Annotated in this window: 19 protein-coding genes; 8 read left to right on the forward strand and 11 right to left on the reverse strand. The window is 74.0% G+C overall.

Going from position 1 to position 23,269, the window contains the following annotated elements; translation table 11 throughout:
- Positions 1-4 precede the first annotated feature (4 nt).
- Together ACIQTO_RS36860 and ACIQTO_RS36865 are read right to left on the reverse strand one after the other, a co-directional pair.
- A complete protein-coding gene (locus ACIQTO_RS36860) occupies positions 5-3,871 on the reverse strand; it encodes a glycosyltransferase family 2 protein (protein WP_402397783.1) in 3,867 nt (1,288 codons plus the stop codon).
- Between the two features lie 226 nt (positions 3,872-4,097).
- On the reverse strand, positions 4,098-4,370 hold the full coding sequence (locus tag ACIQTO_RS36865; protein ID WP_148644569.1) for a WhiB family transcriptional regulator: 273 nt from the start codon (positions 4,368-4,370) through the stop codon (positions 4,098-4,100).
- Between the two features lie 718 nt (positions 4,371-5,088).
- Here ACIQTO_RS36865 and ACIQTO_RS36870 point away from each other — a divergent pair.
- From ACIQTO_RS36870 to ACIQTO_RS36880, 3 genes are all read left to right on the forward strand, one after another.
- Entirely contained in the window at positions 5,089-5,604 is a 516-nt protein-coding gene (locus ACIQTO_RS36870) for a cysteine dioxygenase (protein WP_402397856.1), read from the forward strand.
- 66 nt (positions 5,605-5,670) lie between these two features.
- The gene (cofD, locus tag ACIQTO_RS36875; protein WP_402397787.1) at positions 5,671-6,630 is read left to right on the forward strand and encodes a 2-phospho-L-lactate transferase; all 960 of its coding nucleotides are present in this window, start codon (positions 5,671-5,673) and stop codon (positions 6,628-6,630) included.
- Positions 6,627-7,919, forward strand: a complete 1,293-nt coding sequence (locus ACIQTO_RS36880; RefSeq protein ID WP_402397790.1) for a coenzyme F420-0:L-glutamate ligase — start codon at positions 6,627-6,629, stop codon at positions 7,917-7,919. Before cofD ends, ACIQTO_RS36880 begins: the two co-directional genes overlap by 4 nt.
- A 3-nt stretch (positions 7,920-7,922) precedes the next feature.
- On the opposite strand, the gene ACIQTO_RS36885 is transcribed toward ACIQTO_RS36880, so the two are convergent.
- The 3 genes from ACIQTO_RS36885 to ACIQTO_RS36895 form a co-directional block, all read right to left on the reverse strand.
- Positions 7,923-8,369 carry a PIN domain-containing protein gene (locus ACIQTO_RS36885; protein ID WP_402397793.1) on the reverse strand — a complete coding sequence of 149 codons (447 nt, stop codon included), beginning with the start codon at positions 8,367-8,369 and terminating at the stop codon, positions 7,923-7,925.
- Complete coding sequence (locus ACIQTO_RS36890; protein ID WP_402397796.1) at positions 8,366-8,572, reverse strand: type II toxin-antitoxin system Phd/YefM family antitoxin; 207 nt, start codon at positions 8,570-8,572, stop codon at positions 8,366-8,368. The genes ACIQTO_RS36885 and ACIQTO_RS36890 overlap by 4 nt, the downstream gene beginning before the upstream one ends.
- Positions 8,573-8,638: 66 nt before the next feature.
- A complete protein-coding gene (locus ACIQTO_RS36895; RefSeq protein ID WP_402397799.1) occupies positions 8,639-9,619 on the reverse strand; it encodes a DNA-3-methyladenine glycosylase family protein in 981 nt (326 codons plus the stop codon).
- A gap of 6 nt (positions 9,620-9,625) precedes the next feature.
- Here ACIQTO_RS36895 and ACIQTO_RS36900 point away from each other — a divergent pair, with 6 nt between their 5' ends.
- Positions 9,626-10,117: an SgcJ/EcaC family oxidoreductase gene (locus ACIQTO_RS36900; RefSeq protein WP_402397802.1), complete on the forward strand. Its 492-nt coding sequence runs from the start codon at positions 9,626-9,628 to the stop codon at positions 10,115-10,117.
- 43 nt (positions 10,118-10,160) lie between these two features.
- On the opposite strand, the gene ACIQTO_RS36905 is transcribed toward ACIQTO_RS36900, so the two are convergent.
- Positions 10,161-11,297, reverse strand: a complete 1,137-nt coding sequence (locus ACIQTO_RS36905; protein ID WP_402397805.1) for an N-acetylmuramoyl-L-alanine amidase — start codon at positions 11,295-11,297, stop codon at positions 10,161-10,163.
- 104 nt (positions 11,298-11,401) lie between these two features.
- On the opposite strand from ACIQTO_RS36905, the gene ACIQTO_RS36910 reads away from it, so the two are divergent.
- From ACIQTO_RS36910 to ACIQTO_RS36920, 3 genes are all read left to right on the forward strand, one after another.
- A complete protein-coding gene (locus ACIQTO_RS36910; protein WP_402397808.1) occupies positions 11,402-12,193 on the forward strand; it encodes a TIGR03089 family protein in 792 nt (263 codons plus the stop codon).
- A gap of 36 nt (positions 12,194-12,229) precedes the next feature.
- The gene (locus ACIQTO_RS36915; RefSeq protein WP_402397811.1) at positions 12,230-13,486 is read left to right on the forward strand and encodes an LCP family protein; all 1,257 of its coding nucleotides are present in this window, start codon (positions 12,230-12,232) and stop codon (positions 13,484-13,486) included.
- Between the two features lie 212 nt (positions 13,487-13,698).
- Entirely contained in the window at positions 13,699-15,366 is a 1,668-nt protein-coding gene (locus tag ACIQTO_RS36920) for an LCP family protein (protein ID WP_402397814.1), read from the forward strand.
- A 3-nt stretch (positions 15,367-15,369) separates the two neighbouring features.
- Here the strand turns inward: ACIQTO_RS36920 and ACIQTO_RS36925 are convergent, their stop codons facing one another.
- Together ACIQTO_RS36925 and ACIQTO_RS36930 are read right to left on the reverse strand one after the other, a co-directional pair.
- Positions 15,370-15,987: an acyltransferase gene (locus ACIQTO_RS36925; RefSeq protein WP_402397817.1), complete on the reverse strand. Its 618-nt coding sequence runs from the start codon at positions 15,985-15,987 to the stop codon at positions 15,370-15,372.
- A gap of 65 nt (positions 15,988-16,052) precedes the next feature.
- On the reverse strand, positions 16,053-17,093 hold the full coding sequence (locus tag ACIQTO_RS36930) for a glycosyltransferase family 2 protein (RefSeq protein WP_402397820.1): 1,041 nt from the start codon (positions 17,091-17,093) through the stop codon (positions 16,053-16,055).
- 164 nt (positions 17,094-17,257) lie between these two features.
- On the opposite strand from ACIQTO_RS36930, the gene ACIQTO_RS36935 reads away from it, so the two are divergent.
- Positions 17,258-18,814: an LCP family protein gene (locus ACIQTO_RS36935; RefSeq protein ID WP_402397822.1), complete on the forward strand. Its 1,557-nt coding sequence runs from the start codon at positions 17,258-17,260 to the stop codon at positions 18,812-18,814.
- 123 nt (positions 18,815-18,937) lie between these two features.
- On the opposite strand, the gene ACIQTO_RS36940 is transcribed toward ACIQTO_RS36935, so the two are convergent.
- The 3 genes from ACIQTO_RS36940 to ssuE all read right to left on the reverse strand — a co-directional run bounded on the left by ACIQTO_RS36940 (position 18,938) and on the right by ssuE (position 23,191).
- The gene (locus ACIQTO_RS36940; protein ID WP_402397825.1) at positions 18,938-21,508 is read right to left on the reverse strand and encodes an ABC transporter permease; all 2,571 of its coding nucleotides are present in this window, start codon (positions 21,506-21,508) and stop codon (positions 18,938-18,940) included.
- Positions 21,509-21,522: 14 nt separating this feature from the next.
- Entirely contained in the window at positions 21,523-22,311 is a 789-nt protein-coding gene (locus ACIQTO_RS36945) for an ABC transporter ATP-binding protein (protein WP_402397828.1), read from the reverse strand.
- A 325-nt stretch (positions 22,312-22,636) separates the two neighbouring features.
- On the reverse strand, positions 22,637-23,191 hold the full coding sequence (gene ssuE, locus ACIQTO_RS36950) for an NADPH-dependent FMN reductase (RefSeq protein WP_402397831.1): 555 nt from the start codon (positions 23,189-23,191) through the stop codon (positions 22,637-22,639).
- Between the last annotated feature and the right edge of the window lie 78 nt (positions 23,192-23,269).

Below are 23,269 nucleotides of genomic sequence, written 5' to 3' on the forward strand. Positions count from 1 at the left end.
CGGGTCAGCTCCCCGATCCGTGGTGGTGCGGGTACCGGCCGGGCCCGTTGGGGTTGTTGGGGTCGTTCGGGTCGTAGTAGGGCTCGCCCTGCGGCTGACCCGGCACCCACGGCTGCTGCCCGTCCTGCTGGTAGGGGTCGTAGCCGCCGTACTGCTGGTCCTGCTGGTACTGCTCGTAGCCCGGCCCCCCGCCCTGCGGGTAGGCCTGCTGCTGGTACCCGTCGGAGCCGTACTCCTGGCCGCCGCCGTACGGTGCGGCGGCCGGCTGCTGCGCCGGGTAGGAGCCGTAGCTGTACGGGTCGGCCTGCTGGTAGGTCTGGTACGGGTCGGCGTACGGCTCGGCGTCCTGGACGGCCGCGGCCGCCTGGACCGCCTCGACCGGCGGGTCACCGACGGGCTGCTGCGGGATCGTGCCCGGCCGGCCCTCGTACACGCCGCCGTCGCCGTCCCCCTCGCCGTCCTCGCCGCCCTCGCCGCGTTCGGCCATCCGGCGGGCCCGGCGGCTGCCGGGGGCGGGCGCCTGCGCCTGGGCGGCGGCGGCCAGCGCGGCGGCGGCGACCACCTCCTCGGGCAGGTCGTCGTCGTTGTGGTTGCGGCGACCGGGCAGGGCCAGCACCAGGACGGTCAGACCGAGCAGCAGCTGGGCCCAGATCCAGCCGGTGTGCAGCAGGCCGTCCTCGCGGGTGACCACCAGCTTGCCGGCGCCGGACGGGAGCTTGAAGCCCTGCGCCCAGCCGTCGACGGTGGTGGCCTCCAGCGCCTTGCCGTCCAGGGTGGCCTTCCACTCGGGGGCGGCCGCCTCGGCGAGACGCAGCACCCGGCCCTCGGGGCCGGCCGGGACGGTGGTGGAGACGTCGCGCTCGCCGGAGGGGACCACCACGGGGGTGGTGCCGGGGGCGGTGATCAGGGCGCGGGTCGCCGCGGTGCCGTTGACCTGCCAGAGGGCGGCGCCGCCGTCCTGGTTGGCCTTGACCAGGCCCGGGGTGGTGTCCAGGACGTCCTTGAAGACGCCGATCAGCGGCTGGTCGACCAGGACGTAGGCGATCCCGTAGCCGGACAGGGCCAGGGCCTGGTCCGCGCCGGAGCCGGCCAGCAGGCTGCCGACCACCTTGTCCAGGCGGTCGGTGGTGCCGGTGGCCGGGTCCACGGTGGACTCGGCCTGGCCGAGCGTCAGGCCGGCGCCGCGCACCAGGGTGTAGCGGACCGACCCGCCCTTCGGGTCGCCGGTGACGACCAGGGTGCGGGACCGGTCGGTGGTGCCGGCCTCCTCGGCGATGAACGCGGGCACCTGGGCGGCCGGGGCCCGGTGCAGCGGGCCGTCGGCGCCGGTCACGGCCCACCAGACGCCGGTGCCCAGCGGGGCGAGCACCGCGGCGGCCACCACCAGGGCGGCGACCGGCTGGCGCCAGCCGAAGGCGATGCCGGCCACCCGGGTGTTGGCGCCGTCGGCGCCGATCGCGGCGGCGGCCAGCAGGGCGATGCCGGCGAGCAGCGAGGCCGGGCCGGCCCACGCGGGAACGGCCGGGCCGCCGGAGTCGGGGGTCACCGAGGTGCCGGCCACCACGACCGCGAAGACCAGGCCGGCGCCGGCGGCGCCCCAGGCGGCGAGCACCGCGCGGCGGCGGTCGGCACGCAGCAGGGCGGCCAGCGCGGCGAGCACCACGCCCGCCGACAGCCAGACCGGCGGCACGCCGGCGCCGCCCGGGTTGACCAGGAGCAGGCCGACCGCGTTCGCGCCGCTGCCGTGCAGACCGGGCAGACCGGCCTCCAGCAGCAGCCGCTGGGGGTGCGCGAGCACCTGCAGCGACCAGGGCGCGAGCACCAGCACCGGGGCGGCGAGGATCACCAGCACGCGCAGTCCGAGCAGGCGCAGCGCGGCGCCGCCGGAGCCGAACGCCCCGCCGCGCACCACGGCCGCGGCGAGCATGGCCAGGCAGAGCGGCACCGCCAGCGCCCACGCCAGCGGCACGAAGGCGGTGGCGAGGGTGAGCAGCAGGACCGTCATCCAGACCGGGCGCCAGCCGGGCCGGGCGCCCTTGGCGGCACTCTCGGCGCGGATGCCGAGGCCGGCGGAGATCGCGGCCGCGCGGGCCAGCGGCGGCAGCAGCACGGCGAGGACGGCGGTGCCGATCCGGCCCTGGGCGAGCGCGCCGGTGGCCGCGGGCAGCAGGGCGTAGGTGGCGCTGGCCCAGGCGCGGACCAGCTTGGAGTCGAGCAGCGGCCGGGAGACCAGGTAGGCGCTGACGGCGGCGAGCGGCACCGCGAGCACGACCAGCACGGTGACCGCGAGGTCGGCGTGGTCGAACAGCGCCCAGGCGAGCACCGACAGCACCGCGAGGTACGGCGGCGCGGCCGCGGTGGAACCGGTGCCGACGGGGTGCCAGGCGTCCGCGTACATCGACCAGAGGCCGCCGGCGCCGTCGGTGGCGGGCAGCAGGGCGCCGCCGAAGAGGCTGCCGCCGCCGAACAGGCCGCGGCAGGCGACCAGGGCGAAGACCAGCAGGGCGGCGAACAGGACCGGCGCCGGGCGCCGGGCCAGCTTCTTGATCAGGGTGAACTGCTCGACGACCAGGTCCTCGGAGTCCTCGTCACCCGGACCGGCCTCGACCGAGCCGTGCCGGCCGGCTCCGGAGTCGTCGCCGCCCCCTATGCCGAGCGAACCGATCACGCCTTCGAGGGCGAGCCGGGCGGTGGCTCCGGGGGCCGGGAAGAGCGTGCGGTCGTCCAGGGCGTCGGCGGCGCGCTGCCGGGCCCGGCGTTTGCGGGCGGCGAGCAGCCGGGGCAGCCGGATCAGTTCGTGGCCGAGACCGGCGAGCTCGTCGAACGCCTGCTTCGGGTCCTTGCCGAGCAGGTTGGTGACCACCCGCAGCAGGGTGCCGAGGATCAGCCGCAGCAGGACGTAGGGGAAGAGCACGCCCTTGGAGTTGGCGAGCAGGGTGTAGACGGCGCCGGCCTTGTCCAGCCGGTGCGGGTGGGAGGCGCCGCAGTCGATCGCGCGGCGCTCGCGGCTGGCCGCCTCGGCGTGCCGCAGCACGGCGTCGGGGGCGACCACGACGCGGTGGCCGGCGGCGTTGACCCGCCAGCAGAAGTCGGTGTCGTCGCGCATCAGCGGCAGTGCCCGGTCGAAGCCGCCGAGCTCCTCGAAGACGTCGCGGCGCACCAGCATGCCGGCGGTGGAGACGGCGAGCACCGGACGGACCTGGTCGTGCTGGCCCTGGTCCTGCTCGCGGCGGTCGAGTCCGGTCCAGCGGCGGCCGGAGCGGGCGATGGTGACGCCCACCTCCAGCAGCTGGCGGCGGTCGTACCAGCTGCGCAGCTTGGGACCGACGACGGCGGCGCTGGGGGTGGAGTCGGCGACCTGGAGCAGCCGGCGCAGCGCGTCGGTCTGCGGCTCGCAGTCGTCGTGCAGCAGCCAGAGCCACTCGACCGGCTGGGTCTCGCGCGGGCCGCCGCGGCCGAGGTCGTCCTCGTGGCCGAGCGGGTCGCCGAAGTCGTCCCAGCCGCCGGTGACCGGGTCGTAGCCGGAGGGGTCGAGCCGGTAGGGGAGGTCCTCGGGGCGCAGCGGCGGGCTGTTGAAGACGGCCTCGCCGACGGCGGTGCCGAAGCCCGCCCGGCGGCCGAGGACGATCGGGCCGCCCTCCGGGAGCCAGTCGGCGAGGGTGTCGGCGAGCAACTGCGGGGAGCTGTCGGTGGAGCCGGTGTCGACGGCGAGCACCCGCTGGACCTGGCGGTCCTGGCCGAGCAGGCCGGCGAGGGCCTGCGGCAGCCAGCGGGCCCCGTCGTGCGAGACGATCACCGCGGTGACCAGGTGGCGCGGATAGGCGGGCGGCCTGGCAGCGGTGAAGCCGCTCTGGTGGCTGTAGACGGTCATCGAGTGCGCGGGCCCCAGTTCTCGGTGGACACAGCCGGTGAACGGCAACCGGATGGCGCACCACACTAACGGCTCCGGATGGCGGCGCCGTCCGCGGGCCGTGGAGGAGCTGTGCGCACCGGGCGGCGCAAGGGCCCGGGAACACGGGAGCGCCCCACCGTCGCGGTGAGGCGCCCGTCGAGCTGTGCGGTTGTCGGAGGGTCAGCAGGGTCAGGGGCCGACCCGCTCAGACCGCGCTCTTCTTGAGCCGGCGGCGCTCGCGCTCGGAGAGGCCGCCCCAGATGCCGAACCGCTCGTCGTTGGCGAGGGCGTACTCCAGGCACTCGGAGCGGACCTCACAGGCGAGGCAGACCTTCTTGGCCTCGCGGGTGGAGCCGCCCTTCTCCGGGAAGAAGGACTCGGGGTCGGTCTGGGCGCACAGCGCGCGCTCCTGCCAACCGAGTTCCTCTTCCTCCTCCTCGATGCCGTCACCGATCAACAGCTCAAAGAGCTCGCTCATGTGGCGCGCCTCCTCTGCCCCTATTTGGCGTCCCCGTGGTTGCCGTTGCCTCGTGCGGCGGACGACACGAGTGAAATTACAGTTGCGTCACTCTGGCCCAGTCAAGCCGAGCTCTGGTATTGGGGCCAGGATTCACTCCCCGGCACCAAGCCGTTACGAATAGTGTACATATCTGGACACATCGGACTTACCGTCCGGATCCTGTCGAACCCTTCGCAACCAGCCACCGCGTGACGAGCGGTCATCGTCACAGGTCGGTCATCGGCCTGCCTTCCCGGCGATCTTCCCATCGAAACATAGAGGGTGATTTATCACCCCATCGGGTAGTTCATGGGCTATCCCGCCCGAATGCCCCGGCTCCAGAGTTGACACCGGACCGCCGGATGCGGTCTCCTTTCCCCCATGTCAGAGTTCGCCAGCCCCCGGAGCGGTTCCGCGCTCCGCCGTGCCGTGAACTCTTGTTGTCGCCTCTGTTCCTGTATCTAGGCGCCCGCAGTCCCGCCGCGCGCCGCCCAGGAAGCACAGAGGCCGCCGGCGAGTCCCGTCCCAGGACATCCCGGATCCGGCTGATCCCCGTCGAAGCAGCCGTACTCCGAGGACGATTCCCGTGCGCACCAACCGCATCCGCAAGCGGAACCGCGACCGCAACAAGCTCGCCCGCCGAGGCCTGGCGCCCACCGCCCCTCCCCCGGCACCCGCCCGCCGCTGGGCCGACGGCCTGAGCGACGTCTCCATCGCCGGCGACCCGCTGGCCTTCCCGCACCTGGCCCGCACCGACCTGCCCGGCCACCCCACCACCGTCGCCGGCCACGCCCGGCTGGTCCGCGAGATCGCCGCCGACCGGGCCCGCTGGGAGCCGCTGGTCCGCTACGACGCGCTCACCCGCTGGTACGCCCGGCTGGAGACCGGCCCCGGCTACGAGGTCTGGCTGCTCAGCTGGCTGCCCGGCCAGAGCAGCGGCTTCCACGACCACGGCGTCTCCTCCGGGGTGATGACCGTCGTCCAGGGCGAGCTGATCGAGCGCTCGCTCACGCACGCCGGCGAGGGTGCCCGCACGCTGCGCCCCGGCGGGCAGCGGGTGTTCTCCTCCGGCTACCTGCACGAGGTGGTCAACGGCGCGCTGGAGCCCGCCGTCTCCATCCACCTCTACACGCCGGGCCTGACCGAGATGAACCGGTACGGCGGCGCCACCGTCCCCGAGCAGCACCCGCAGGAGCAGGCCGAGGCGCACTGACGACGGGCCGCCGGACGGCGCGGCGAACCGGGCTGACGCCCAGTCGGGCCGTGGCAGGATGGGCGTATGCGCATCGTGGCACTGGCAGGCGGAATCGGTGGGGCGCGCTTCCTGCGCGGACTCAAGGAGGCCCTCGGCCCGGAGGACGAGATCACCGTCATCGGCAACACCGGCGACGACATCCACCTCTACGGCCTGAAGGTCTGCCCCGACCTCGACACCGTGATGTACACCCTCGGCGGCGGCATCAACGAGGAACAGGGCTGGGGCCGGACCGACGAGACCTGGTCGATCAAGGCCGAGATGAAGGAATACGGCGTCGGGCCCGAGTGGTTCGGGCTCGGCGACCGCGACTTCGCCACCCACCTCGTCCGCAGCCAGATGCTCACCGCCGGGTACACCCTCAGCCAGGTCACCGAGGCGCTCTGCGTGCGGTGGCGGCCGGGCGTCCGGCTGCTGCCGATGAGTGACGACCGGGTCGAGACGCACGTCCGGATCACGGACGCGGACGGCACCCGGGCGATCCACTTCCAGGAGTACTGGGTCAGGCTGCACGCCGCCGTCGACGCCGAGGCGATCGTCCCGGTCGGCGCGGACACCGCCAAGCCCGCGCCCGGCGTGCTGGAGGCCGTCGCGGCCGCCGACGTCATCCTGTTCCCGCCGTCCAACCCGGTGGTCTCGATCGGCACCATCCTCGCCGTGCCCGGCATCCGGGCCGCGGTGGCCGCCGCCCCGGCACCGGTGGTCGGGCTCTCCCCGATCATCGGCGGGGCGCCGGTGCGCGGCATGGCCGACAAGGTGCTGGCCGCCGTCGGCGTCGAGGCCACCGCGGAGGCGGTCGCCCTGAACTACGGCGCCGAACTCCTGGACGGCTGGCTGGTGGACACCGCCGACGAGGCCTCGGTCGCCGCGGTCGAGGCCGGCGGGATCGCCTGCCGGGCGGTGCCGCTGCTGATGACGGACGTCGCGGCCACCGCCGAGATGGCCCGGGCCGCGCTGGCGCTCGCCGAGCGGGTGCGGGCGTGACCCTGCACGTCCTGCCCGTCACGGGCCTGCCGGAGATCGACGCCGACTCCGACCTTCCCGCGCTGATCGCCAAGGCCGGCAGCTACCAGGACGGCGACATCCTGGTCGTCACCTCGAAGATCGTCAGCAAGGCCGAGGGACGGGTGCTGCGGGCCGCCGACCGCGAGGCCGCGATCGACGCCGAGACCGTCCGGCTGATCGCCCGGCGCGGCCCGATCCGGATCGTCGAGAACCGCAACGGCCTGGTGATGGCCGCCGCCGGGGTGGACGCCTCCAACACCGCCCCCGGCACCGTGCTGCTGCTGCCGGAGGACCCGGACGCCTCCGCCCGCGCGCTGCGGGCCCGCCTCCAGCAGCTCACCGGGGTCCGGCTGGCCGTCGTCGTCACCGACACCTTCGGCCGGCCCTGGCGCAACGGCCTCACCGATGTCGCGATCGGCGCCGCCGGCCTGCCCGCCCTGGAGGACCACCGGGGCCGCACGGACAGCCACGGCAACGAACTCGCGATGACCGTCACCGCCACCGCCGACGAACTCGCCGCCGCCGCCGACCTGGTCAAGGGCAAGGCCACCGGCACCCCGGTCGCGGTGGTCCGGGGCCTCGGCCACCTGGTCACCGCCGAGGACGGCGAGGGCGGCCGGGCTCTGGTGCGTCCCGCCGCCGACGACATGTTCCGGCTCGGCACCTCCGAGGCGATCCGGCAGGCCGTCACACTGCGGCGCACCATCCGCGCGTTCACCCCCGAGCCGGTCGACCCGGGCGCCGTCCGCCGCGCCGTCGCCGCCGCCGTCACCGCGCCCGCCCCGCACCACACCACGCCCTGGCGGTTCGTCCTGCTGGAGTCGGCCGAGGTCCGCACCCGGCTGCTGGACGCGATGCTCGCCGCCTGGCAGCGCGACCTGCGCGAGCTCGACGGCTGGGACGACGCGCTGATCGCCCGGCGCACCGCCCGCGGCGACGTCCTGCGCGACGCGCCCTACCTGGTCGTCCCCTGCCTGGTGATGGACGGCTCGCACGACTACCCCGACGCGCGCCGCGCCGCCGCCGAACGCGAGATGTTCACCGTCGCCATCGGCGCCGCCGTGCAGAACCTGCTGGTCACCCTGGCCGGCGAGGGCTACGGCACGGCCTGGGTCTCCTCCACGATGTTCTGCCGCGACACCGTCCGCGCGGCACTCGACCTGCCGGCCGGCTGGGACCCGATGGGCGCCGTCGCCGTCGGCCGCCCGGCCGAACCGCCCCGCGACCGACCGGCCCGCGGCGCGGAGGCCTTCATCGAGGTGCGGTAGGGGTCAGGTGTCCAGGTCGTCCGGCAGCAGCCGGAAGGACTCGTGGTTGGTCAGCGGCCTGATCGCGCGGAAGTGCCTGCGATCGACGGTCAGCACCGCGGCGGTCCGGAACTCGGCTGCCAACGCGACGTTGATCGCGTCCGTCAGACCCATGGTCAACGCCGGGTAGCGGCGCGTGACGACCCGGGCGGCGCTGAGGTGGGAGGCGACCTCGGGAACCTCGAAGCGCCCCACCGCGCACTTGTCGATGATGTCGTCGAGAATCCGCATCGCCGCGTCCGCGCCGAGTGCCTTGGTCGCGAGGTGGTCCAGCTCGGCGAGCACCAGCGGCGAGATGACGAGGTGCCCGACCGTACGCAGCGCCGCCTGGCACGCCGCGTGCTCCCGCTCGGCGCGGGAGTAGCAGGCGAGCAGCGCGCCGGTGTCACCCACGATCGCGACCTCCGTCACGCGCCGAACCCTTCCATGTGCCGAGCGGGATCGTCCAGGACCCGGTGGCCGTCGAACGACGGCATGTCGTCCACCTCGTCACCCATCGGGTCGGTCCTGAACGGGTACACGGGCTCGGCGAGTTCCGGCGGCACGATGGTGGCCACGTGGCGGCCGTCCTTGGTGACCGTGACGGTCTCCCCGCGTTCGACGGCTCCTATCACCCTGGCCGTCTACTGGTTGAGCTCCCGCATGGTTGCTTCCATGCGACCAATGTAGTACGGCGTAGTTCACCGTCCCCGGTGGTCGTTGGGGGCCAGCCGGGGGCCGTAGCGCGGGGCGCGGGCGCCGGCCGCCAGCAGCAGGCGGCAGAGGCGGTACCGGTGCGGGCGGTAGGGCTCCAGCAGGGCCAGCATCTGCGCGTCGTCACTGCGGGGGCGGCCGGCCAGGGCCCAGCCGACCAGGTTGGGGAGGTGGTAGTCGCCGACCGAGACCGCGTCCGGGTCGCCGTTGCTGCGCTGGAGGGTCTCGGCGGCCGTCCAGACCCCGATGCCGGGGACGGCGGTGAGGCGGGCGAACGCGTCGGCGTGGTCCATCGCCGAGGCCTCCTCCAGCCGGGCGGCCAGCCGGACGGCGCGCAGCACGGTGGCGGAGCGGTTCGGGTCGACCCCCGCGCGGTGCCACTCCCAGCTGGGGACCAGCGCCCACTCGCGGGCCGCCGGGGCCACCCGCATGCCCTCGGCCGGGCCGGGCGCCGGGGTGCCGAAGTCGCGCAGCAGGATCCGCCAGGCCCGGTAGGCCTCGTCGGTGGTGACCTTCTGTTCCAGGATCGCGGGCACCAGCGACTCCAGGACCAGCCCGGTGCGGGTGAGCCGGACGCCGGCCGCGGCCCGCTGGGCCTCCCGCAGCGGGCCGGGCGGCAGTACCAGCCCGGCCGGGTCGTCCTCGGCGCCGAGCAGCGCGGGCAGCCGCTCCAGCAGCCACTCCGCCCCCGGGCCCCAGGCCCGCGCCTCGATCCCGCCGTCGGCCGTCCGGGCCGCCACCCGCAGGGTGCCGATGCCGGCCGGCGTGCGGGAGGCCCGCCAGACCGCGCCGTCACCGGTGGTCCGGTAGGCCGGGTCGGCCGGGCCGCGCCGCAGCGGCAGCAGCGTGCGGGCCACGTCGAGCGGGAAGTCCGGGCGCCAGCGGCGCACCCGCGCACCGGTCGCCGCCTCGTCCGTCACCGCCGTGCGCCTCCTCCGCTGTCCGGCTCCACCGCCTTCGCCGACCATGGGGGTATGAACGATACGCGGCTGCCGGAGCTGTCCCCCGCGGACGAGAGCGCGGTGCGGGCGCTCTACCACCGGGCACTGGACGGCTGGAACCTGCGGGACGGCGCGGCGTGCGCCGGGCCGTTCGCCGAGGACGGGGAGATGATCGGATTCGACGGGACCAGATACGCCGGACGGTCGGTGATCGCCGCCGAACTGGGGCGGATCTTCACGGACCACGCCACCCCCGAGTACGTCGCCCGGGTGCGGCGGGTCCGGACGCTCGGACCGGGGGTGGCCGAGCTGGACGCCGTCGCGGGCCTGGTGCCGGAGGACGCCGAGGACCTCGATCCGGGGCTCAACGCCCTGCAGACGGTGATCGCCGTCAACCCGGGCGCGGGGTGGCGGATCGCCCTGTTGCAGAACACCCCGGCCCGGTACGACCTGCGGCCGGACCTCGCCCGGGAGCTGACCGCCGAGCTGCGGGCACTGATCCCCCGGGGGCCGGGGCCCGTCTAGCTCCCCCGGGGGCCCGGGCCCGTCCGGGTCCGGCGCCCGGGGCTCACCGGGCGCCGCGGCGGGCCGGGCGGGCGCCGCCCTGGAGCAGCGCGGCCTGGGTGCGGACGGCGGGGAGCAGCGGGTAGAGGGCCGCGCCGGGGCACTCGGTGTTGAAGGCGTCACGGTGACCGGAGACGGCCTCGAAGGTGACGCTGGTGCCCTTGGGGTAGCGGCTGGCCGAGGAGGAGGAGACCAGCTGGGTGCGGCCGGCGGCGTCCTGGCCGGTCAGGCCGAGCTTCCAGGCGGCGAGCCGGGCCAGCCCGTCCGGCACGGGCGGCGGCGGGGTGTCGGTGACGAAGGTGCCGAGCGCGGCGACTCCCGCCGAGTCGGCGTTGAAGCCCAGGGTGTGCGCGCCGTGCACCGGGAGTTCGGCGCCGCCGGCCCGGCCCTCGTAGACGGTGCCGCAGCGGTCGACCAGGAAGTTGTAGCCGATGTCCCGCCAGCCGTTGCTCTGTACGTGGTACTGGTAGATCGCCCTGATCACCCGGGGCGCGTCGGCGCAGGCGTACTCGGTGGCGGTGGCGGTGTGGTGGACGAAGACCACCCGGACCGGTCCGGTGTACTCGACCTGCGGGTCCCGGAGGGACTCGTCGGCGCCCCAGCCGGCCCGGGTGACGATCGCGGGCCGGGCGGCCTGGTGCCCGTCCGGCGGTTCGGCGGGCAGCGTGCGGGCCGAGGCCGGGGCGGCTCCCCGCCCGGGGTCGACCAGTTCGAGCCGCAGGCCGGCCGGCAGCCCGCCGGGGCCGGGGGTGACCCGCACGGCCACACCGTCGCTCGGCCCGGTCCAGAGCGGTGCCGTCGCCCCGCCGCCGGTGGTGTCCGGACCGTCCTCGCCGTCCGCCTCCAGCTCGTGCCACCCGCTCCAGACGTGGGTGGCCGCGTCCCTCGTGCGGACCCGGACGGAGCCGCCCGCCAGCGAGCGGGCCGGGTCGTCCCAGCCGACCCCGAGCAGTTCGAACGGCCGGGTGGCGCGTGGCCCCAGGGCGCGACCGGCGGTCAGCGACAGCGAGGTGACCGAGCCGTCGCCGGCCGACGTCCGGCGCTGCGGGGCGGGATCGGTCACGGCCGAGGCGGTGACGGGTTGGAGGAGCAGGACCGCGGTGCAGCCGGCGAGTGCGGCGACCGGGAAAGAGATACCCATAAAAGGGATGTTCACCGTAAAACACCCCGCCCGCCATGCCGCCCCGCGCAGGGTCCGGCACCCCTCCCGGTCGCCCACCCGAAGGCCGTAGGCTGGGGCGCACCATGACTGCGCTTTTCGCTGCCGATGCCCGAACCCCCGTCGAGCTGCTGCACGCATTCCTGCGAGGTGGCACTCCCTCAGTCGACCCCGCGGCTCCGCTGGTCACCTTCTACGACGACGCCACCGGCGAACGGGTGGAACTCTCCGCCCGGACCTTCGACAACTGGGTGGCCAAGACCGCCAACCTGCTCCAGGACGAGCTGAACGCCGGCCCCGGCGACCGTGCCGCCCTCCTGCTGCCCGCCCACTGGCAGAGCGCCGTCTGGCTGCTGGCCTGCTGGTCGGTCGGAGTGACGGCGGTACCCGGCGGCGACCCCGCCACCGCCGACCTGGTGGTCAGCGGACCGGACGGCCTGGAGGCCGCCCAGGCCTGCGAGGGCGAACGGGTGGCCCTCGCCCTCCGCCCGCTCGGCGGCCGCTTCCCGCAGCGCCCGGACGGCTTCCTCGACTACGCCGCCGAGGTGCCCGGCCAGGGTGACCGCTTCGCGCCGTACTCCCCCGTCACCCCGGACGCGCCCGCGCTGGAGACCGGCATCGACGGCCTGCCGCTGAAGCTGACCGGCGACCAGACCGTCCAGCTGGCCCGGGAGGGCGCGGCCCGGCTCGGCATCACGGCCGGCGACCGGGTGCTCTCCACCCACTCCTACGAGGACTGGGCGGGCCTGGAGGCCGGCCTGCTGGCACCGCTCGCGGCGGGCGCCTCGGTGGTGCTCTGCCGCAACTCGGAGGGCCTGACCGCCGAACAGTGGGAGAAGCGCACCGAGTCCGAACGGGTGACACTGCGCCTCGGGTAACCCCCGGGTCCGGCCGGGCGGGTAGGTATCCCTGCCATGGCCGAGGACGACACCGAGCACCCCCCGACCGAGAACCCCCCGAGCGGGGACGCCCAGGAGACCCCGGGCGCCCCGACCAAGCCCCGGCGCAGGCGCCGGCGGTGGTTGATGATCACCGCCGGCGCCCTCGCCTTCCTCCTGGTCGCCTGCGGCGCCGTGCTCTGGATCGCCTACCGCAAGCTGGACGGCAACATCCGGACCGACTCCGCCACCGACCAGCTGCTGGCCCGGCTGGAGGCCGAACGGCCCAGCCGCACCGCCGGGGCCAAGGGCGCCGAGAACATCCTGCTGATCGGCAGCGACGACCGCACCGGCGCCAACGCCTCCTACGGCGAGGCCGGCGGCCAGCGCTCGGACACCACGATCCTGCTGCACCTGGCGGCGGACCGGAAGCACGCGACCGCGGTCTCCATCCCCCGCGACGTCATGGTCACCGTGCCGGCCTGCGAGAAGCCGGACGGCACCCGGAGCAAGTCGGTGCTGGCCCAGTTCAACTCGGCCTTCGAGACCGGCGGACCGGCCTGCTCGATCCGGGCCGTCGAACAGCTGAGCGGCATCCGGGTGGACCACTACGTGATCCTCGACTTCAACGGCTTCAAGACGATGGTGGACGCCGTGGACGGGGTCGAGGTGTGCGTCCCGCAGGCGATCCACGACAAGGACGCCAAGCTGGACCTGCCGGCCGGCCGGCAGACCCTGCGCGGCGAGCAGGCGCTCGGCTACGTCCGGGCCCGGGAGACCCTCGGCGACGGCAGCGACACCCAGCGGATGGGCCGTCAGCAGCAGTTCCTGGCCGCCCTGATCCGCAAGGTGCAGTCGCAGGGGGTCCTGCTGAACCCGGCCCGGCTCTGGCCGGTGCTGGACGCGGCGACCTCCTCCGTGCGGGCCGACGGCGGCCTCTCCTCGCTGGGCGCGCTCTACGACCTGACCCAGGACCTGCGCGGCATCCCCTCCGCCGACGTGGTGTTCCTGACCGCGCCGCGCCGCCCGTACCGCTTCGACTCGGACCGGGACGAGTTCGTGCAGCCGCAGACCACCCAGCTGTTCACCGCACTGCGCGACGACCGGTCTATCACCGTCCGCCCGCCGGGCTCCCCCGACCCCTCGGCGGTGGCGGGCCCGAGCCCGGGGCCGTCGGGCGCCGTGACGGGGGCGGCCGGATCGGACCGGGCCGTCGGCGCGTCACCCAGCGCGACCGCGCCACCCTCCTTCGAGGGACGCACCGCGGACGTGGATGCCTGCGCGATCCATTGACCGCTGGTCAGGGTCACCCTTTTGTGTACAGATCATGGCCGGCAAAGGCTTTCCCAAGGAATTCCCGGAACGTGATCTGCCTGGTGAATTGCGGTTCCCGAACATGGCGGACATCACATCAGGAACAATTCCCGTACTCGACTCGTCTAGTGTGTCCGGGTCGGCGCGCAGCCCGCGCGCCACCCGTGGACCGGTCGGAGGGAGGGAGCCCCGTGCAGCAGGACTGGCAGGAGGTCGACCCCGCCGACCGACAGGTGCCCCCGGCCGGGGGCCGGCACGGGACGCCCGGCCCGCAGGACGGGCCGGACCGGGCCGCGGGCATTCCGGTCCAGCGCCGGCGGACCGCCGCGGCCGAGGCCGCCGCTCCCGCCCCCGCCGCCGCGCACTCCGGCGGCCGGGCCGCCCGCCGCCGCCAGGCAGCCGCCCAGCGCCCCCGCCGGCGGGTACTGAAGTGGACCGCCGGTGTCGGCGCGCTGGTCCTGGTGGCCGGCTGCGGCGGGGCGTACTACGCGTACCAGCACTTCAACAACAACATCACCGCCGTCAAGGTGCAGCTGGGGAACGAGGAGGAGCGGCCGAAGGCGGCCGGTGACGCGCTCAACATCCTGGTCATCGGCACCGACAGCCGCGAGGGCCTGGGGCGCGAGTACGGCGACGAGGGCAGCACCGGGCACGCGGACACCACCCTGCTCTTCCACGTCGCCAAGGACCGCAGCAACGCGACCGTGATCAGCGTTCCGCGCGATCTGATGGTGCAGATCCCCGAGTGCGAGATCAATGGCGGCAAGCGGATTCCCGGCTCCGCGCGGGCCATGTTCAACGAAAGCCTCGGCCAGGAGGGCCGTGATCCGGGCTGCACCTGGAAGACCGTCGAGAAGATGACGGGAATCCGGGTCGACCACTTCGTGATGGTCAACTTCGATGCCGTGAAGACGCTCTCCACCGCCGTCGGCGGGGTCGAGGTGTGCGCGGCCAAGGACATCAACGACCCGGACTCGCACCTGAGGATGAGCAAGGGCCGGCATGTCGTCCAGGGCGACGACGCCCTGGCCTTCGTCCGCACCCGGCACGCCGTCGGCCTCGGCGGCGACCTCACCCGGATCCCGCTGCAGCAGCAGTTCATCAGCTCGATGATCCGCTCGATCAAGAGCAGTGACACCCTGACCAGCCCGACCAAGCTGTGGAAGCTCGCCGACGCCGCCACCAAGGCGCTCACCGTGGACGACGGGATCGGCAGCGTCGACAAGCTGAAGGACCTGGCGCTGGACATCAGCAAGGTCGACACCAAGAACATCACCTTCACCACCGTGCCGGTGCTGGACGACCCCAAGGACGAGAACCGGCTGGTGCTCAAGCAGCCGGACGCCGGGCAGGTGTTCTCGCTGGTCGCCGGCGACCGCTCGCTGACCGGGACCGCCGTGCCGGACGCCACCGGGACCCCCGCCCCGGGCACCGCGGCGCCGACGGCGGCCGCGCCCTCGCCGACCGCCACCACCCCGGCGGTGGACGCCAAGGAGGTGCGGGTGGCGGTGCGCAACGGCAGCGGGACGCCCGGGCAGGCCCAGCAGGCCGTCGACAAACTCCGGGCCAAGGGCTTCGCCAAGGCCACGACCGCCCCCAACGCCGCCGCCACGCCGACCAGTTCGGTCACCTACCCGGCCGGGAGGGCCGCCGAGGCGGCCGCCCTGGCCGCCTCCCTCGGACTGCCGGCCGAGGCGGTCAAGGAGGACCCGAAGGCGGGCAGCAGGGACGGACTGGCCGTGGTGCTCGGCAAGGACGTCCTGGCCGTCGCCGCCACGAGCGCCTCCGCCGCGCCGACCGAGGCGCCCAAGGACCTCCAGCGCGTCCAGGCGGACGACACCGACGTCTGCGCGAAGTGAGCCTCAGAGCGGGCTGAGCAGGCCGTCCGTCTCGCGGTACCGCTCACCGGTGCGCGGGCAGCGCCACCGGTCCCCGCCGTCCGGCTCCAGCGGCTCGCCGGCCCGGCCGACCCACTTGATCCGGCGGGCCGGGACACCCACCACCAGGGCGAAGTCCGGGACGTCCCGGTGCACCACGGCGCCGGCCGCGACCAGCGCCCAGCGGCCGACCGTCACACCGGCCACCAGCACGGCGCGGCCGCCGATCGAACAGCCCTCCCGCAGGGTCACGCCGCGGGCCTGCCAGTCCGCACCGCGCTTGAGCCGGCCGTCGACATCGACGGAGCGCGGGTAGAGGTCGTTGGTGAGCACGGCCGCCGGGCCGATGAACACCCCGTCCTCGACCACCGCGGGCTCGTACACCAGCGCGTGGTTCTGCAGCTTGACCCGGTCCCCGATCCGCACGCCCGGTCCGACGTAGGCGCCGCGTCCGATGACGCAGTCGGCGCCGATCACCGCGTCCTCACGGACCTGGGCGAGGTGCCAGACGGTCGTCCCGGCGCCGAGCGCCGCCCGCCCGTCCACGTCCGCGCTCGGCTCGACCCGGGCACCGACGACGGACCCGCCCTCAACTGTCCCCATGGCGCCCGACGATAGCGTCGGAGCGGGGGCGGTGCGGGCGGGTCCGGGGGATTGGCCGGATCGGTTCAGCGGGCCTCGGTGACCACGTCGGCGGCCGACGGGGCCCGGCTGGCGATGACCCGGCGGGCCAGCGAACGCGGCGAGGTGAGGAAGCCGAAGCCCCAGCTGAGGTGCATGGTCGCGAAGGCCACCGGCAGCAGCGCCTTGGCCTTCGCCGAGAGGCCGCGGCCCTCGACCAGGGCGCCGGCGACGATGCCGAGCAGATAGGCGCCGGGCACCGCGAGGAAGGCCGGGTGGACGGCCGCGCCGAGCACCAGACCGAGCGTCACGCCGAGGAAGGCCGCCGGCGGGGCGAGGTAGCGGAGGTTGACCGAGCCCTTGTGGTACCGGGTGACGACCCGGCGCCAGCGGCCGTAGTCCTTGTACTGCTTGGCCAGCGCCCGCACGGTGGGCCGGGGCCGGTAGGTGACGCTCAGCTGCGGGGTGAACCAGACCAGCCCGCCGTCCTGCCGGATGCGGTAGTTGAGCTCCCAGTCCTGGGCGCGGACGAACTCCTCGTTGTACCCGCCGAGCCGCTCCAGCACCTCGCGCCGGAACACCCCGAGGTAGACGGTGTCCGCCGGGCCGGCCAGACCGCCGGTGTGGAAGGCGGCGTTGCCGACACCTATCTTGGAGGTCATCGCGGCGGCGACCGCGTTCTCCCACTCGGTCTCGCCCTCGGCGTGCATGATGCCGCCGACGTTGGCGGCCTCCATCTCGCCGAGCAGCCGGACCGCCGTGGTGATGTAGCCGGGGGTCAGCAGGCCGTGGCCGTCGACGCGGACCACTATCGGATGGCTGGAGCCGCGGATCGCGGCGTTCAGCCCGGCGGGGGTGCGACCGGTGGGGTTCTCCACCGTCCTCACCCGTGCGTCCTCGGCGGTCAGTTCGGCGGCGATCCGCGCGGTCCGGTCGGAGGACGGACCGAGGGCGATCACCACCTCCATCGGCCCGGCGTAGTCCTGTTCCAGGATGTGCCGGACGGCCGTGCGCAGGTGTCGTTCCTCGTTGAGCACCGGCATGATCACGGAGACCGCCGGCAGCTCCTCAGCAGCCTTGGTGTTCATCGGGGCCAACCGTACCGGTGCGGGCGGGTCTCCGTCTTGTCCCGGTCTGGGCAACTCCACGCACCTCGTACTGAAGGAACGTTTCGCCGATCGGGCCCACCGTACTCCCCGCCCCCGGCGCGCCCTCACCCGCCCCGGAGCGGGCCGCCCCTACCATCCGAGAGATGCCCGTTTCCCCCCTCTCCACCCGGCCCGGACGGCGGCGTGTCTGGCCCCGCCGCTTGGCCGCCGGCATCGCCTTCGGCGTCCTCACCACCTCCTGCGGCGGCTGGGCGGTCCTGCACGGCCTCGCCTCGATCGACCGGGTGGACGCCTTCAGCGGCGACGCGGCCCGGCCGGCCGACGACGACTCCACCACCTTCCTGGTGGTCGGCACCGACGAACGGGACGGCATCCCGGAGAAGACGCTCAAGGAGGTGCTGCACGCCGGGGGCGAGTCCTGCCACTGCACGGACACCATGATGATCGTCCAGGTCGCCGGGGACGGCTCCCGGGCCAGCGTGATCAGCATCCCGCGCGACTCGTACGTGGACATCCCCGCCCACCGGGACCAGGTCACCCGCAAGGACGTCCCGGCCGGCAAGGGCAAGGTCAACGCCGCGTTCGGGATGGGCGGGCCACAGCTCACCGTCGCCACCGTGGAGCAGAACACCGGCCTGCGGATCGACCACTACCTCCAGGTGAACTTCGCCGGGTTCGTCTCGGCCGTGGACGCCGTCGGCGGGGTGCGGGTCTGCACGGCCAAACCGCTCAAGGACGAGTACTCCGGCCTCGACCTGCCGGCCGGCACCAGCACCCTGGACGGCGCCGGCGCGCTCAAGTACGTCCGCGCCCGGCACGTGGACGGCAGCTCCGACCTGGGCCGGATGCACCGCCAGCAGAAGTTCGTCGCCGAGCTGCTGCACCAGGTGACCGCCGGCGGCACCCTGCTCAACCCGGTCCGGCTGGCCCGGCTGACGGACAGCCTGCTCGGCTCGGTCAAGGCGGACAAGGACCTCACCGCGGACGACCTGATCACCCTGGCGACCAGGCTGAAGGAACTCTCGGCGGGCCGGGCGGACTTCGCGACCGTGCCGCTGTCGACGGTGGACCACCAGGTGGCCGGCTGGGGCTCGACCGTGCTCTGGGACCAGGCGGGGGCGAAGGCCCTGTTCGACGCCGTCCGGGCCGGGCGGCCACTGGGCGGTCCGGCGGGTCCGGCCGGTCCGGCCCCGGACGCGCCCGCCGCACCGGCGCCCTCGACCGACCCGGCGGGGTCCGCCTCCCCCGGCGCCGCGGCGCCCGCGGTCGCCCCCGCCGTGGCACCCGAGCAGGTGCACGTCCAGGTGTTCAACGCGGCCGGGGTCGCCGGGCTCGGCGCCCGGGTCGACGGGGACCTGCGACGGGCGGGCTTCGCCACCACCGGAGCCCCGTCCAACGCCCCGATGGGGACGGCGGCCGGCCGGACGGCGATCCGCTACGACCCGCGCTGGGCCGAGTCGGCCCGGACGCTGGCCGCCGCGCTGCCGGGCGCCGAGTCGACCGCCGTCCCCGGCCTGGGGCCGACCCTCCAGGTGTACGCGGGCGGGGACTACCCGGCCTCCCCCGGTCCGGTCCCGGCCACGACGCCCGCTCCGGCCCCGGCCACCGCCGGTGCGACGGCGCCCGCCGCGGTGACCACGGCCGCGGCGGCTCCGACGCCGGTGGCGGCCGAGAAGGCGTCGGACATCCGCTGTCCGTAGCCCCGGCCGCGCGGTGGGCGGGGCGGGGGCCTTCGGCGGCCGCAGGCGGGGCGGGAACGCCGCGGGGGCCGGGTGCTGTCGCACCCGGCCCCCGCCTCCCCCCGATCCCCCGATCCGGGGGGGTCAGTCCGTCGCGATCGCCGCGAGGACGTTCATCCGACCGGCCCGGAAGGCCGGCACGAGCGCCGCGACCAGGCCGATGACCACCGAGGCGACCAGCGTGACGACGACCGTGCCGATCGGGACGGCCAGCGTCTCCAGGCCCTGGTCCCTGAGGACCTGCTGGCCGGTGATGCCCCAGGCCAGGCCGAGGCCGGTACCGAGGATCGCGCCGAACAGGGCGATCACCACGGACTCCAGGCGGATCATCCGGCGCAGCTGGCGGCGGGAGAGCCCGATCGCCCGCAGCAGGCCGATCTCGCGGGTCCGCTCCACCACCGAGAGCGCCAGGGTGTTGACGACACCGAGCACCGCGACCACGATCGCGAGGCCGAGCATGCCGTAGATGATGTAGAGCAGGGAGTTGACCTGCTCCTGGACGAGATCCTTGTAGCCGGCCTGGTCCCGCACGTTGACCTGCGGATAGTCCTTGAAGGACGCCTCCAGCGCGGCGAGCGTCCCCGCGACGTCCGAGCCGGCCCTGGCCTTGCCGAAGGCGACCGCGTCATTGCCCTGGTCGGTGACCGGAACGGCCTTGCCGAAGGTGTCCAGGCCGATGAAGTAGTTGCCGTCGAAGAGCGAGTTGCCCTTGGTCATGATCACACCGACCGGCAGGCTCTGGGTGCGGCCCTGGCCGTAGTCGACGCCGATCCGGTCGCCGATCCTGAGGCCGTGGTCCTTGGCGAAGGCCTCGCCGACCGCGATCGCGCCCTGGCCGAGCGAATCCGCGCTGCCGTCCTTGACCGGCAGCTTGAAGTCGGCGGTGAAGGTCGGCGAGACCGCCGAGACGCCCTCGGTGGTCGTCTTCCCGTCCGGGGTGGTGAAGACGGCCGGCATGAACTGCTGGCGGGTGATGTGCTCGATGCCCGGCGTGCTCTCGGCCGCCTTCACCATCTCGGCGGTGAGACCGGTACGGCCGCCGGAGATGATGTAGTCCGCGCCGACCGACTTGTCGATCTGCTCGTTGGTGGACTTGACCACCGAGGAGGTGAAGACCGAGGCCCCGATCACGAGCGCCAGGCCGATCATCAGCGCGCCGGCCGTGGCACCCGTCCGGCGCGGGTTGCGCATCGCGTTGCGCTGGGCGAGCCGGCCCGAGGGGCCGAACACGGCCGGCAGCAGCGCGCCGAGCACCCGGACCACGCTGGTGGCCAGCAGCGGGCCGAGGACGACGAAGCCGATCAGGGTCAGCAGCACCCCCAGGCCCAGGTACTGCCCGCCGGTGGCCGCCTTGTCGGCCTTGGCGGCCAGGACCAGCAGGCCGCCGCCGCCGACGGTCAGCGCCAGGCCGATCACCGACCGCACCACGTTGGAGCGGCCCTCGGCCGGGGTGCCGTGGTCGCGCAGGGCCGCCATCGGGGCGATCCGGGCGGCCCGGCGAGCCGGGAACCAGGCCGCCGCCAGCGTCACCACGATGCCGAGGCCGTAGCCGGCGATCGGCACGTCCGCGGAGATCTGGAGGTCGGCGGCGCTGAGGTTCATGCCGACGGCCTTCATCAGCTGGATCAGGCCGGCCGCCAGGCCCAGGCCCGCGCCGAGCCCGATGGTCGAGCCGAGCACGGCGAGGATCAGCGCCTCGATCAGCACCGAGCGGTTCACCTGCTTGCGGCTGCCGCCGATGGCGCGCAGCAGCCCGATCTCCCGGGTGCGCTGGGCGACCAGCATGGAGAAGGTGTTGATGATCAGGAAGCCGCCGACCAGGGCGGAGATCAGGGCGAAGCCGAGCATCGCGTTCTTCATGAAGCCGAGGAAGGAGCCGACGTCCTTGCTGTTCTCCTCCTTCTGCTCCGCCGCGGTCTTCACCTGGTAGCCGCCGCCCAGCGCGCCGAGGGCGTCCGCCTTCAGCTGCTCGTCGGACCGGCTGCCGTCGCCGAAGGCCTCGACCGAGGTGTAGGCGGTGACACCGAGCAGCACCCGCTGGGCGGTGGGGGTGTCCATGAAGACGAGTGCCGCGCCCGGGTTGGTGGTCTTGAAGGTCGCGATGCCGGCGATGGTGAAGTCGTACTTGCCGCTGCCGGCGATCACCCGCAGCTTGCCGCCCAGGCCGAGACCGGCCTTCTTGGCGGTGTCCGCGTCGAGCACGACCTGGTCGGCCCCCTGGGGGGCGTGCCCCGAGGTGATCTCCACCGAGTTGCGCGGGGTGTCCGTCCAGTTGCCCGTCAGGGTGGGCGCGCCGCTGGTCGGGCCGACCGCCTTGTTGGTGGCGGGGTCGACCAGGGTCGAGTCCTGCGTGAACACCTGGCCGACCACGGTCTTCACGCCCGGCGAGGCGGCGATCCGCTGCACGGTCTCGACCGGGACGGTCGCCGTCTTGCCGCGGGGCACGCCGTCATCGCCCTCGATGCCGCTCTTGGGGGGCTGGACGGAGATGTCGGAGGCGGTCGAGGCGAAGAGCCGGTCGAAGGTACTGGTGGCGGTGTTGGAGAACACCAGCGTGCCGGACACGAACGCGACCGAGAGGACGATCGCGAGCAGTGAGAGCACCATCCGCCCCTTGTGGGCGAGGAAGCTTCTCAGTGAGGTCTTGAGCAACATGTCCCGATCCCCGCTCAGCTGGTGCGCTTGCCGTCGAAACGACGCATGCGTTCGAGGACGGAGTCGGCGGTGGGGGCGTGCATCTCGTCGACGATCACGCCGTCGGCGAGGAAGAGCACGCGGTCCGCGTAGCCGGCGGCGACCGGGTCGTGGGTGACCATGACGATGGTCTGGCCCAGCTCGTCCACCGAGCGGCGCAGGAAGGTCAGCACCTCGGCGCCGGCCCGGGAGTCGAGGTTCCCGGTGGGCTCGTCACCGAAGATGATCTCCGGCCGGGCGGCCAGCGCCCGGGCCACCGCGACGCGCTGCTGCTGACCGCCGGAGAGCTGCGTCGGGCGGTGCTTGAGGCGGCCCGCCAGGCCGACCGTCTCGACGACCTGGTCCAGCCAGGCGGTGTCCGGCTTGCGGCCGGCGATGTCCATCGGGAGCGTGATGTTCTCCAGCGCGTTCAGCGTCGGGAGCAGGTTGAACGCCTGGAAGATGAAGCCGATCTTGTCCCGGCGCAGCTTGGTCAGCTGCTTGTCCTTCAGACCGGTGATCTCGGTGTCACCGATCCAGATCCGCCCGTCGGTCACGGTGTCCAGGCCGGCCAGGCAGTGCATCAGGGTCGACTTGCCGGAACCGGAGGGGCCCATGATCGCGGTGAACCGGCCCCGCTGGATGTCGACGTCCACCGCGTCCAGCGCGGTGACCCTGGTCTCGCCCGTGCCGTAGGCCTTGGTCACCTGCCGCGCCGAGGCGGCGACGGCGGCGCTGCCGCCGGGAAGCTGGGGGTTGTACACGGCTGCTGCTGCCGTCGTCACTGGATTCTCCTCAGAAGTGGGCCCGCCCGTTGACCCCCAGCCTCGTCGACCCCGCCCGCCCCTCGAAAGGGTGCAGGAGGTAGTCCTCGACCGGGTGTCAGCCCCACCCACCCGGTGTGCCCAGGACCCCTGGTTCACCTGAACCTCGGTCCTGATCCGCACGAGCGGGGATGTGATCCACGTTAGGAGCGGCGGGCGAACCACTCGTCATCCGACGGTATGAAGCGGCCCAACCGTAGTTGTACGGGGCGCGGCGCCCCTCCCCCTAGGGGTCGCCGCCGCCCTCCTCAGGGTCGGCCCGTACGGGACCGTTCCTGACGGACCGTCAGCCGGTGAGGGCCGGCGTCGCGAGCCGCTCCAGCGCCACCGCGAAGGCCTCGACCACGGGCGACAGCAGGACGTCCGTCTCGCGCTCGATCACGGTCGTGCCGTCCTCCCGGACGGTGATGTGGCGGTCGAGCACGAACCAGCCCTGGGTGATGTGGCCGGCACCCATCGAACTGAGCACCGGGCGCAGCGCGTAGTCGACCGCGAGCACGTGCGCGGCGGAGCCGCCGGTGGCCAGCGGCAGGACGGCCTTGCCGGTCAGCGCGTACTGCGGCAGCACGTCCAGCAGGGTCTTCAACAGGCCCGAGTAGGCCGCCTTGTAGACCGGGGTGCCGATCACGACGCCGTCCGCCTGGGCGAACAGCTCCAGCGCGGCGACTATCTCGGGGTGGGAGAAGTCCGCCGAGAGCAGCGCGTGCGCGGGCAGGCTGCGCACCTCGAACGGGATGACGCGGTGACCGCGGGATTCGAGCTGCGCGTCGACGTGGCGCAGCAGACGGGTGGTGCGGGAGGTCGCGGACGGGGAGCCGGAAACGGACAGAACGGTGGCCATGGGTTCACCTCGGGGCAGGAAGCCGGGACGGCGCTACGACAGCGGAGAGCACGCCACGCGGACAGCGGCGGGAAACGC

This window comes from Kitasatospora sp. NPDC091207, assembly GCF_044768625.1.
Taxonomy (GTDB): Bacteria; Actinomycetota; Actinomycetes; order Streptomycetales; family Streptomycetaceae; genus Kitasatospora.

Excerpts from the sequence above, each read along its gene's own strand:
- cofD (WP_402397787.1), top strand. The coding sequence starts at position 5,671 with ATGCGCATCGTGGCACTGGCAGGCGGAATCGGTGGGGCGCGCTTCCTG.
- ACIQTO_RS36940 (WP_402397825.1), bottom strand. The coding sequence starts at position 21,508 with ATGTTGCTCAAGACCTCACTGAGAAGCTTCCTCGCCCACAAGGGGCGG.
- ACIQTO_RS36900 (WP_402397802.1), top strand. The coding sequence starts at position 9,626 with ATGAACGATACGCGGCTGCCGGAGCTGTCCCCCGCGGACGAGAGCGCG.
- ACIQTO_RS36910 (WP_402397808.1), top strand. The coding sequence starts at position 11,402 with ATGACTGCGCTTTTCGCTGCCGATGCCCGAACCCCCGTCGAGCTGCTG.
- ssuE (WP_402397831.1), bottom strand. The coding sequence starts at position 23,191 with ATGGCCACCGTTCTGTCCGTTTCCGGCTCCCCGTCCGCGACCTCCCGC.
- ACIQTO_RS36930 (WP_402397820.1), bottom strand. The coding sequence starts at position 17,093 with ATGAACACCAAGGCTGCTGAGGAGCTGCCGGCGGTCTCCGTGATCATG.
- ACIQTO_RS36905 (WP_402397805.1), bottom strand. The coding sequence starts at position 11,297 with ATGGGTATCTCTTTCCCGGTCGCCGCACTCGCCGGCTGCACCGCGGTC.
- ACIQTO_RS36865 (WP_148644569.1), bottom strand. The coding sequence starts at position 4,370 with ATGAGCGAGCTCTTTGAGCTGTTGATCGGTGACGGCATCGAGGAGGAG.
- ACIQTO_RS36915 (WP_402397811.1), top strand. The coding sequence starts at position 12,230 with ATGGCCGAGGACGACACCGAGCACCCCCCGACCGAGAACCCCCCGAGC.
- ACIQTO_RS36895 (WP_402397799.1), bottom strand. The coding sequence starts at position 9,619 with ATGGTCGGCGAAGGCGGTGGAGCCGGACAGCGGAGGAGGCGCACGGCG.
- ACIQTO_RS36860 (WP_402397783.1), bottom strand. The coding sequence starts at position 3,871 with ATGACCGTCTACAGCCACCAGAGCGGCTTCACCGCTGCCAGGCCGCCC.
- ACIQTO_RS36925 (WP_402397817.1), bottom strand. The coding sequence starts at position 15,987 with ATGGGGACAGTTGAGGGCGGGTCCGTCGTCGGTGCCCGGGTCGAGCCG.
- ACIQTO_RS36935 (WP_402397822.1), top strand. The coding sequence starts at position 17,258 with ATGCCCGTTTCCCCCCTCTCCACCCGGCCCGGACGGCGGCGTGTCTGG.